This is a genomic window from Nocardia sp. NPDC004722 (genome assembly GCF_053601505.1).
Genome location: NZ_JBSGBY010000247.1, coordinates 1 through 11,571, shown reverse-complemented (window position 1 = coordinate 11,571; position 11,571 = coordinate 1). Strand labels below are relative to the sequence as shown.

Annotated in this window: 4 protein-coding genes; all 4 read right to left on the bottom strand. The window is 65.9% G+C overall.

The features are described 5' to 3' along the window. A partial coding sequence (locus ACWELQ_RS23380; RefSeq protein ID WP_452399175.1) for an amino acid adenylation domain-containing protein occupies positions 1–8,304 on the bottom strand: 8,304 nt, incomplete at its 3' end. A 27-nt stretch (positions 8,305–8,331) separates the two neighbouring features. Then, positions 8,332–8,628 (bottom strand): hypothetical protein, encoded by a 297-nt coding sequence (locus tag ACWELQ_RS23375; RefSeq protein WP_452399174.1) that lies wholly within the window; start codon positions 8,626–8,628, stop codon positions 8,332–8,334. 182 nt (positions 8,629–8,810) lie between these two features. Continuing rightward, positions 8,811–10,028: an acyltransferase family protein gene (locus ACWELQ_RS23370; protein WP_452399173.1), complete on the bottom strand. Its 1,218-nt coding sequence runs from the start codon at positions 10,026–10,028 to the stop codon at positions 8,811–8,813. Next, positions 10,025–10,873 (bottom strand): SGNH/GDSL hydrolase family protein, encoded by an 849-nt coding sequence (locus ACWELQ_RS23365; protein WP_452399172.1) that lies wholly within the window; start codon positions 10,871–10,873, stop codon positions 10,025–10,027. Before ACWELQ_RS23365 ends, ACWELQ_RS23370 begins: the two co-directional genes overlap by 4 nt. Positions 10,874–11,571: the final 698 nt, after the last annotated feature.

Genomic DNA, 11,571 nt, shown 5'->3' with positions numbered 1-11,571 from the left:
CGGGGAGAGCGGGATGTGTTGCGGTCGCGGGACGACCGTCATGGGGCGACGGCGGTCGAGGTCGGCCTCGGGCAGTCGCGCGGCGAATCCGGCCACCGTGGAGGCCTCGAACAGCAGAATCACCGGTACATGCGACGAGATCGCCGCTCCGACCCGAGCTGTCACTCGAGTGGCGATGAGGGAGTTGCCGCCCAGGTCGAAGAAGTCGTCGTCGGCGCCGATCGGATGCTCGACATTCAGCAGTTCGCCGAATATCTCCGCGACCAGGATCTCGAGGTCCCCCGCGGGGGCACGGAAGTCCTTGACCCGCAGGACAGGTTTCGGCAGTGCCTGGCGATCCAATTTGCCGGTCGGGGTCAGCGGAATCGACTCGAGGATGGTGATCGAACTCGGCACCATGTGCGCGGGCAGACGCTCGGCGGCGTACGCGTGTAGCGATTCGACGTTCAGCTGCGTGCCCGGTGCGGCATGAACGTAGGCGGCCAGTATCGTCGCGTCGGTGTCGAGTCGATGGCCGACGGTCGCGGCGAAGTCGACATCGTCATGGGCGGTGAGCAGTGCGTCGATTTCGCCGAGTTCGATGCGGAAGCCGCGAATCTTGACCTGGAAGTCGTTGCGGCCCAGGTATTCGATGTCGTCTCCGGCCCAGCGCACCAGATCGCCGGTGCGATACATGCGGTCGCCCGGTGCGAACGGGTTGGCCACGAACCTCGCCGCGGTCAAGGCGGGACGGTCCGCGTAGCCACGCGCGAGTTGCGCACCGGCGATGTACAACTCGCCCGCCACGTCGTCCGGCACGGGCGCGAGCCGGCTATCGAGGACGTATTCGGTCACCGCGCGCAGCGGTCCGCCGATGGTCACCGGGTCTCCCGGCGTCAGCGCGGCGCTGATATTGGTCGCGATCGTGGTTTCAGTCGGTCCGTAGAGGTTGTAGAACTCCCGGGTGCGTCGACCGGAAATCGGTGTCACCCAACGCCGGACGAGATCGGGCGGGCAGGCCTCACCACCCACCACCACGACGCGCAGTCGGTCCAGCCCGGCCGGGTCCAGCGACGCCACCGCGGCCGGGGTCATGAAGGCGTGGGTCACCTTCTCTCGCCGCAGCACCGCCGCCAAGTCGTCGCCGCCGTAGACGTCGGGGGAGACCACCACCATGGTCGCCGCCGCGCCGACGGCCAGCAGCAGCTCCAGGATCGAGGCATCGAAGGACGGCGAGGCGAAATGCAGTGTGCGCGACGAATTGGTGACCCGAAAGCGTTCACGCTGCTGCGTACACAGGCTCGCCAAGCCCGCGTGGCTGACCTCCACGCCCTTGGGGCGGCCGGTGGAACCGGAGGTGTAGATGACGTAGGCCGGGTGCGCCGCGTGCAGCGGCCGTACCCGGTCCGCGTCGGCGATCGGGTCACCCGGGTAGTCGTCGATTCGCCGACCCAGCTCGGCGCTGTCGAGCACCAGCCACTCCAGGGTGTCGGGCATTTCGGTGCGGACGGCGTCCACGGTGAGGCCCAGGGTCGCACCCGAATCGGTGAGCAAGTAGGCGATGCGTTCACTCGGATACCGCGGGTCCACGGGCACGAAGGCCGCGCCGGTCTTGGCGATCGCCCAGACCGCCACCACCGACTCGGCGGACCGTGTGATGGCCAGAGCGACTCGGTCTTCGGGACCCACACCCCTGTCGATGAGCAGTCTCGCCACCCGTGTCGAATACTCGTCGAGCTCGAAATACTCCATCGTGGAGAGGGTTTCGACGGCATCGGCATGTACGAGTGCCAGACCGTCGGGATTCTGCTCGACGGCGGCCTCGAGCAGCTCCGGCAAGGTGGAGACCCGCGGTGTGGTCACCGAGACCTCTGAGGTGGCCGTGGTCGGCCCGGCGAGCAGACGTGCGCGTTCGCTCTCGTCGAGAATGTCGATGGCTCCCACCGTGATTCGGGAGTCGACAGCGATGGCCGTCAGCACGCGTGCGAAGCGTCGGCCGAACGCGGCCACCGTCGACTCGTCGAACCGGTCGGTCGCGTAGACGAGTCCGATCGTGATCTCCCCGATCGCGCCCTCGGCGTCGACCTGCGGCACGACCACGACCTGAAGGTCGAATTTGGCGGTGGCCTCACCGGTGTCGAGTGCTGACACGGTCAGGCCGGGCAACTCCACGCTGGCCTGTTCGACATTCTCGAACGAGAGCACGACGTCGATCAGGGGCCTGCCCCCGGTATCGCGGGTGGGTGCAGCGACCTCGACGACTCGTTCGAACGGAATATCGGCGTGCGCGAAGGCCGAGAGGTCGGTCTCGCGCACGCTGTCGAGGAGGTCCGCGACAGGGGTGCCGCCCTCGACGCGGGTCCGAAGCGCCAGCGTGTTGACGAACATGCCGACGAGGTCGTCGAGAGCCTGTTCGCCTCGGCCCGCGATCGGTGTGCCGACGATGACGTCCTCGCCACCCGAGAGCCGGGACAGCAGTGCCGCCAGTGCGGCGTGGACCACCATGAACAGCGATGAGCGATGCTCGCGGGCCAGGGTATCCAGCGTACGGTGCACGTCGTCCGGCACCGTGAACTCGATCGTGCCGGCCTGCCCCGACGGGGTGTGCGGCCGTGGCCGATCGGTCGGTAGTTCCCGGTCGGTGAGGTCGCGCAGCTGCTCGCGCCAGTACGCCAATTGCGCGGCGGCTACGGAATTCTCGTGGTCATCGCTCCCGATCGCGGATCGCTGCCACAGCGTGTAGTCCGCGTATTGCACCGCGAGTGGAGTCCAGGCCGGGGCGCTGCCGTTGCTGCGCGCCAGGTACGCGGTCACCAGATCACGGGCCAGCGGAGCCAGGGAAGCCCCGTCGGCGATGATGTGGTGGATGACCAGCACCAGGATGTGTTCTTCGGCTGCCGTGTCGGTGAACAGGCGGGCGCGCAGCGGCGCGGACGTGGTGACGTCGAAGCCCGCGGTCATCATCGCTACGACGTCGTCGGTGGCCGAGGCCCCGCCCGCGACGATCTCGAGCCCGTGCGGCAGTACCGCGTCGGCGGAGAGGATGTCCTGGAAGGGGAGGCCGTCGGCGATCGGGAATCGGGTGCGCAAAGCCTCGTGCCGTTCGAGCACATCGAGGACGGCCTGTTGTAGCGCGTCGACACGCAACGCACCGGTCAGGCGGATCGCGAAGGGCAGGTTGTACGCGGGGGAGGCCGGGTTGATCTGATTGATCACCCAGATGCGTTGCTGCGCAAGAGACAACGGCACGTGGTCGGGCCGGGGTAGGGGCTGCAGGCGCGGGCGTTCGGATGCTCGCGAATCCTGTGCCAGCCGTGCGGCGAGGGCCGCCACGGTCGAGGTGTCGAACACCTCACGCACCGCGATCCGGGTGCCCAACGCTTCGCCCAGGCGTGCGGCGAGGCGGGTGGCCATCAGCGAGTTGCCGCCGAGATCGAAGAAATCGTCGTCTGCGCCGATCTGCTCGAGACCGAGGACATCCGCGAACACGCGGGCCACCGCGATCTCGGACTCACCTGCGGGAGCGCGGAATTCGCGGGTGCCGAAAACCGGCTCCGGCAGCGCCCTGCGATCGAGCTTGCCGCTGGTGTTCAACGGGACAGCTTCCAGGGCGACCACGGTGGAGGGAATCATGTAGGCGGGCAGGCTGTCCGCGGCAGCGGCCAGCAGCGACTGCGAGTCGATGACCGCGCCGGGGGCGGGTACGACATAGGCCACCAGGTGATCTCCGAGTGGGGTCGCCACGACAGCTGCCACAGCCTGGGAGACGGTGGGCTGAGCCAGCAGCGCGGTTTCGATCTCGCCCAGTTCGATGCGCTGACCACGGAACTTGACCTGGAAATCGGTGCGGCCGATGTACTCCAGTCGTGCCGGGCGCTCGGCGTTCGCGGCCCGCCAGCGCACCAGGTCGCCGGTGCGGTACATACGGGAACCCTCGGGCCCGAACGGATTGGCCAGGAATCGGTCCGCGGTGAGGTCGGGGCGGCCCAGGTAGCCGCGGGCCAGTTGGTCACCGGCCAGATACAGTTCGCCCGGGACTCCGGCCGCGACGGGATGCAGGCGCGCGTCGAGCACATAGACCTGGCTGTTCCACTGCGGCACTCCGATCGGCACGTTGTTTCGATCGGTGCCGTCCGCGAGCCAGGAGGTGATGGAGACGGCGGCCTCGGTCGGCCCGTAGAGGTTGTGGACCCGGATGTCGGTTCCCAAAGCCTTGGTGGCCGTGACGGTTTCCGGCGGCAGGGCTTCGCCGATGACGAAGATGTCGCGCAGGGACGGCATGCTGCCCGGGCGGGTGTGCGCCGCGAACACGGTGAGCATGGACGGCACGAAGTCAGTGACCGTAATACCTTGTGCGGCAATGAGGTCGGCCAGGTATTCGGTGTCGCGATGGCCTTCGTGGTCGGCGATCACCAGTCGCGCCCCAGTGCGCAGCGGCATGAAGTAGCCCCAGAGCGACACATCGAAGGTGGTGGCGGTCTTCTGGAAGTAGGCGTCGTCCGGGCCCATCGGGTATTCGCTCAGCATCCAGCTGGTTTGGTTGTGGATGGCGCCGTGGCTGACTGTCACACCTTTGGGGCGACCGGTCGAACCGGAGGTGAAGATGACGTAGGCGGGGTTGTCCGGCCGTACCGGCCGCCGCAATTCGTCCGTAGCGACCAGCTCGATCGAGAAGCACTGCAGTGCAGTGGTATCCGTATGCACGATGTCGATACCGGAGGGAATCTCGATCGCGTCCGCGGTGGTGGACAGAACGCAGTCGGGGCGGGCGATGTCGAGAATGTGCCGGATGCGGTCGGCGGGGTGATCGGGATCCAACGGTACCCACGCGCCGCCCGCCGTGAGAATCGCGTACATGCCGACGACGAGATCCAGCGAGCGACGAATCGCCAAACCTACCAGGGACTCCGCGCCTATCCCGCGGGCGATCAGCAGGCGCGCCAATTGGTTGACCCGCGCGTCGAATTCGGCGTAGGTCAGGGCCGTATCTTCGAAGGTGATCGCGACCCGGGCCGGATATCGGGCGGCGGTTCTGCGGTAGCCGTCCAACAGCAACTCGGGTACGAGCGCATGCGCGGTATCGTTGAAGCCCACCAGCATTGCCCGGCGTTCGGTGTCGCTGAGCAGGTCGAGGTCACCGATCGGGCGTTGCGGTTGTTGGGCGACGGCGTCCAGCGTGCGCCGCAGTCGATCGGCCAACGTCGCGACCGTGCCCTCGTCGAACATGTCGGTCGCGTAGATGAAGGTCGCGTCCATTCCGGCAGGTACACCGTCGATGTCGGAGGGCACCACGGTCAGATCCAGGTCCATCTTGGCCAGGTGTGTCCGCAGATCGACGCCGGAAATGGTGAGTTCCGGCAATTCCAGGGTGCCGGTGTCCATGTTGTGGAACGACAGCATCACCTGAAACAGCGGATTCAGCCCGGGCGAACGTGGCGGGTTGAGCACGTCCACCAGTTGTTCGAAGGGAACGTCGGAGTGGCCGAAGGCGGCCGCGTCGGATCGCCGGACCCGGTGCAGGAGTTCAGTGAACGAAAGACTCGGATCGATGTCGGCCCGCAGCACCAAGGTGTTGACGAACATGCCGATCAGATCGTCGAGCGCCGCTTCACCGCGACCGGCGATCGGCGTGCCGATGGTGATGTCACGAGTGCCGCTCTGCCTTGCCAGCACGATCGCCAGCGCGGCGTGCATCACCATGAACAGCGTTGAATTGTGCTCCTGTGCGAGGCGAGTCAACGCGCTATGCAGCGCCGCATCGATGTGGATGCCGGCGGTGGCGCCGCGCCCGGACGCGGTCGTCGGCCGCGGTCGATCCGAGGACAGGTCCAGCTGATCGGGTAGGCCGGAGAGCTGCCGGCGCCAGTAGGCGATCTGCTGGGAGAACACGGACTGCTCGTCGTCCTCCGAGCCGAGGGCTTCACGTTGCCACAGCGTGTAGTCGGCGTATTGAACCGGCAGCGGGTCCCAGTTCGGCGCGGTCCCACGCGTCCGAGCCAGATAGGAGGTCATGAGATCACGGGTCAACGGGCGAATCGACACTCCGTCGCCCGCGATGTGGTGAACCACGCAGACCACAACGTGTTCCGTGGCTTCGATTCGCAGCAATCGCAGTCGAATCGGTGGTGCGACGGTCAGGTCGAACGGGGTCGTGGCGATCTCGGCGACGAGTGCGGGCACTTCGTCCTCGCTCACATCGAGGACTGTGACCTTCGGCAGCGCACGTGAATCGTTGAGCGGCAGTATCTCCTGGTATCCGACACCGTCGAATTCGGGATAGCGGGTGCGCAGCACCTCGTGTCGTTCTACGAGGTCACGGGCTGCCTCGGTGAGGGCATCGAGGTGCAATCGGCCACTGAGGCGCGCGACGAAAGGCATATTGTCCACCGCGCTCGCCGGGTCGAAGCGATTGTGGAACCACATCCGCTGCTGTGCGTAGGACAGCGGGATCTGCGCCGGACGCGGCATCGCCTGCAAGCGTGGACCGCCGCGCCCCTCCGCGGTGTGCGCGATGAGAGTGGCCAGACCAGCCACCGAAGAGTCCTCGAACAGCGACTGCACCGACACTCGGACGCCCAGAGCGTCGCCGATACGCGCGACCGCTTGCGCCGCCAGCAGTGAGTTGCCGCCCAGTTCGAAGAAGTCGTCTTCGAGCCCGATCCGAGTCTCGCTGTCGGCAGGCAGCAGCAGCGCCGCGAACACCGTCGCGATCGCTTCCTCGGCCGGGGTGGTGGGGGCACGGAATTCCCGGGAGGCGAACACCGGTGGCGGCAACGCATCTCGGTCGAGCTTGCCGACGGGGGTCAACGGGACATCGTCGATCACGACGAGCGCCGAGGGAATCATATAGGCGGGCAACGACTCGGCCGCGAAGCGCAGCAGCTCGGCCGAGTCGAGAACGACGCCCGGGTGGGGTAGGGCGTAGGCGACCAGCCCGGTGACGCCCGAGGGCAAGGTGGCGCCCAGGGTCACCGCGAAAGCTACGTTCGGATGCGCGGTCAGGACGCTGTCGATCTCGCCGAGTTCGATGCGCAGGCCGCGGATCTTGACCTGGAAATCGGACCGGCCCAAGTATTCGATGAGGCCGTCCGAGGTGCGGCGAACCAGGTCACCGGTCCGGTAGAGGCGGCTGCCGGAGGTTTCGTCCGCGGCGCCGAACGGGTTGGCCAGGAACCGCTCCGCGGTTAGGGCGGGTCGGTTCAGGTAGCCGCGTCCCAGGCCCGCACCTGACAGGTACAGCTCACCGACGACGCCCTCGGGGACCGGTCGCAGCCGCGCGTCCAGGATGAAGGCGCCGACGCCATCGATCTCCGAACCCACGGTGATCGCTTGATCGGGCAGCATTTCCCCGGTGGTGACCATGACTGTGGCCTCGGTGGGGCCGTAAGCGTTGAACAGTCTGCGGCCGTCGACAACCCACCGCGACACCAGGTCCGAGCCCAAGCGGTCGCCGCCACACACCACGACGCGCACGTCGTCGAGGCCGGTCGGATCGACCGATTCCAGTGCACCGGGGGTGATGAGCAGATGTGAAACCTGTTGCCGTCGTGCCAGATCCGCCAGTTCGGGACCACCGAAAACGGTAGGCGGTGCGATCACCAATGTGGCGCCCACCGCGAAGGTGAACAGCATTTCCATCAGTGAGAAATCGAAGCTGGGCGAGCTCAGGTGTAATACCCGTGACTGGCTGGTCACCAGGTAGCGGGCTCCGACGAGCGCCAGCGTGGCGATCCCGGCGTGGGTGATCACCGCGCCTTTGGGTTTGCCGGTGGAACCGGAGGTGTAGATCACATAAGCCGCGTGTTCGGGCAGCAGCGGGCGAGTTTGATCGAGATAGGAAATGGGATGCGCGGCATGCGCATTCATGGAGGTTCGGACGAGCGGATCGTCGAGTTCGAGCCATTCGATGTGCGTGCCGAGGGCATCTCGGTGTGTGGTGGTGGTGAGTCCGAGCGCGACGCCGGAATCGGTGACGATGTGTTCGATACGGTCGGCGGGATACGCGGGATCGATGGGGACGTACGCCGCGCCGGTCTTGGCTACCGCCCAGACCGACATGATCGATTCCACCGACCGTCGGATGCCGACGGCGACCATGTCGCCCGGTCCTATTCCGCGGGCGATCAGTTCGCGTGCCAGCCGCGTGGATGTTTCGTCGAGCTCCCGGTAGGTCAGGACGCGTTGATCTCCCGGCATTCCGGTCGGATCGAAGCGCAGCGCGGTGGAATCGGCGTGGGAGTCGACGGCCGCGGCCAGCACCTGTGCGAACGAGAGGAAATGGGTGCGGCGGCGGGTGCCACGTGCGGAACGACGCCCGGACTGCATTCGAATCCTCAACCCTTCGACAGCGATTCACGTCATGGCTCGCCCCGATCGAACGAGCGAGCCTCGAATCTCGACGAAAGTAGTGAACCCGCCGAGTTCGACTATTCCCTCTGATGGGAAGTTGCTGATGCGGGGTCGAATCCGTTGCCGAAGCCGACCCGACACCGTGGTTCCCCGGACACGCTTCGGGCCGGCGTATTTCTCGCGTAACTGTGTCGGCTGGTAGTCGTCGAACACCGACCAGATCGAGACGACGTTGCGCAAGACAACCGGGCTCTGCTTCGCGAGTACTTCGTCCAGTTCGAGTGCGTCGAATTCGGGCATCGCCTGGCCGGCCCGACCTGCGTGGCTTGACCCGGTCGCGCACCGATCTGGTGAGGAAGAGTCCGAAGCTGGCAGCCAGAATCGGAGCAAGCGTTAGTGGCCTTCGTCGTAGCCCTTGGTCACGTCCCATATTCTTTCGCATCTGAGGCGGGCGCTACCGGGGCTTATTCCCAGTCGTGGGACTAAATCCTTGCGACGAAACGGCGCATGAGGGGTTTGTCGATGCCGTGGTAGACGGCTGTCGATGCTGCCAGCGCGAGCATGAAACACAGTGCTGCGCAACCCAACCAGCCGAAGAAGCCGAATCGGCGGCCTGCGATGACATACCTGGTGACCAATACCATGATCGGGAATTGGATGAGGTAGAACGCGTAGGACACCTCGCCGAACCACACCATTGTCGGTGAGGCGTTGAAGCCGCCAAGCCCACGCATGTCGCGGGTGGCCAGGGTGGCGATCAGCGCCGCCATCGGCAGTACTTCCAACGCCGACATCTTGAAGTCGATCGGCACCACCCAGCTCGCCACGTACGCGACGAACACCGCCACCGTGACGGGAAGCAATCGCGTACTGCGCCACTGGCCTTCGAGCACAGCCCGTGCCGCCAATACCCCGACATAGAATTCTGGCAGTCGTGACAGCGGGAAGTCGTAGCTGAACCAGTAGGACCGCACCACGGGAATGTCCGGCTGGGCGAACCACTGCGGGGTGGCGTGCAGTTCCGCCGTGGGTGACGTGTCACCGGGAACGAGCCTGGCGGCGAAAGCGTTCGCGGTGCCGCGCGGACCGTCGAAACCGAGGAAATACACCAGATGCAGCGCCAGGACCAACAGTCCCAAACCCACTATCCAGGCCAGCAACCGCCGCGGCGGAATCCGTTGTACCACCGGCGCTGCCAGCGGAAAGCTGAGATAGAACAGCATCTCCGAGGCCAACGACCACGAAGGTATGTTCAGTCCGCCGACTGTCGTCCACTTCGGCCACCACGTATGTATCAGAAGCAGGTTCGGCAGCCACAGCACGATCCGACCCACCGGCACCGCGGCGACCACGATGAAGGTGAGGGCCGCGACCAGGTGTGTCGGATAGATCTTCAACACACGTTTGCGATAGAACGCCCACGCGGATGAACCCGGCCGAAACGACCAGTAGATGATGAACCCGGACAGTACGAAGAAGAACGTGACCCCCGCCGCGCCGAGTTGCATCGGCAGGAAATCCTGATGGATCCGCCGGAACAGTTCGGACTTCTGGAATGGGTAGGCGGGCAACAGCACCAACGCGTGCAACACGAAGACCGCCAGCGCAGCCCACCAGCGCGCGCCGGTCAACGTCGGCAGGCGAGGGCGGCCAATCGACGCCGGTGCGCCGTGGGCAACGGCGGAGGCAGGCGCGGTCAACCGGCGATCCAGCGTCGAAGCGCGGTGGCGAGTGCCGTGTCACCGCGGGCGTCCGAATGAAACGGCATCCCGAGGAAATCGGCACGCGGATCGAAGAAGCCGTTTACCCACGGCTCCGCCGAGCACAGTCCATGACCCGCAGTCACGGTACGGGTGTCGAAGAAGCTCGCTCCGAGCATGTCGGCAGCCTTACGCTGGGCGTCGTCGAGCCGATTCAGATACTCGGCGAGCGCTCGCCCTCGACCCTGCACGATCGGCGCGACTCCGAGCACGTTGGCGCAGAACACATCCGAGTTCGGTGCGGCCAGTTCCGGATAGCCGACGAAGACGATCTTCGCCTGTGGTGCGTAGTACTTGACGAAATCGATGACCGGGCGGATGCGATCGGCATACGTCGCGGGAGTCAGTCCGCGGTAGTCCGGGATGCGCTGCTGGTCGAGTGCGTCGGTATCGCACCCGTCGCGAAGGTTGAAGATGCAGGTGAATACCGAATCCCACAGCATGACGTCGCTCGATCCCCACGTGTCGTTCATGCCGAACTGCAGCGCGACGACCTTGGTGCCGGGCCCGAACGCGCCCGCCGCATCGGCTAGGCGCGCCTCGTGCAGCACCGTGTACGCGGTTTGGCTGTGCAGCGAGGCACCGGAGCAGGAGACGTCGACGAAGTCCGGTGTCCCGGCCACGCCCATGAACTGGCTCAGCTGGATCGGCCAGGCCGCTGGGCCGTGATTGCAGTCCAGGGAATCACCGTCGAGCCGAAGTCCGTTGGCCGTGTACGAATCACCGAGCACAACCAGGGCATGGCCGGGGCGCTGGGGGGCGTCGTCAGCGGCGGCAATGGCCACCGAGTGCTCCAGACCGAAAAAGACCAGGGTACTGAGCAGAATCCGGGATACCCGCGTGTTCCGCGACCCACCGGCAATCGTCGACAGAAGCTGACTTCGCACCTCAGTACCCGGCCCGTGGAGCGAAACCTGGATCCGGCAGTGTCGGAGCAGGTTGATTGGAGGGTTCGGCCGGCTGTGCGGGGGCCATGGCAGGCTTGGGGGTGACGGGAGCCTCCGGTACGGCGATGTCACCGGTGGGTGAATCGGTCGGCGGCGCCGGGGTAGTTGTGCTCGGCACGGCGGCGGTCGGGCCGGGGGTCGTCCCTGCGACAGATGTCACGGGACTCGTGTCACCGGGGACCGAGGACGCAGGCTGTGAGCTCTTACATCCGGTTACGGCGAACACCGCCAGCACACACAGTGCGATTTTGACATAGGGAAATCTACGCACGCGGTCCTCACCATGGCGGAAGAAGTTTCTCGATGGACCGATGAGACGGTAGCCGACCGTATTGAGAAGCTATGACGCCTTCCGTCCCATCGGTGGGAAGACGTCCATCCCCGTATCTCATAGGGCGCGCGGTCCCGGAGGTTCGACCAGACTTCCCAACGTTGGGAATGCAGAGGAGCGACTCGTGGTCGCCGCAGGCTAATGTTCGGTCCCGACGGCCATCAAGACGAAGCCCCATGCGTATGCGGATATCGCATGGGGCTGG

Bases quoted from the DNA above. Each gene is read 5' to 3' on its own strand.
- ACWELQ_RS23375 (WP_452399174.1), bottom strand. From the start codon at position 8,628: ATGCCCGAATTCGACGCACTCGAACTGGACGAAGTACTCGCGAAGCAG.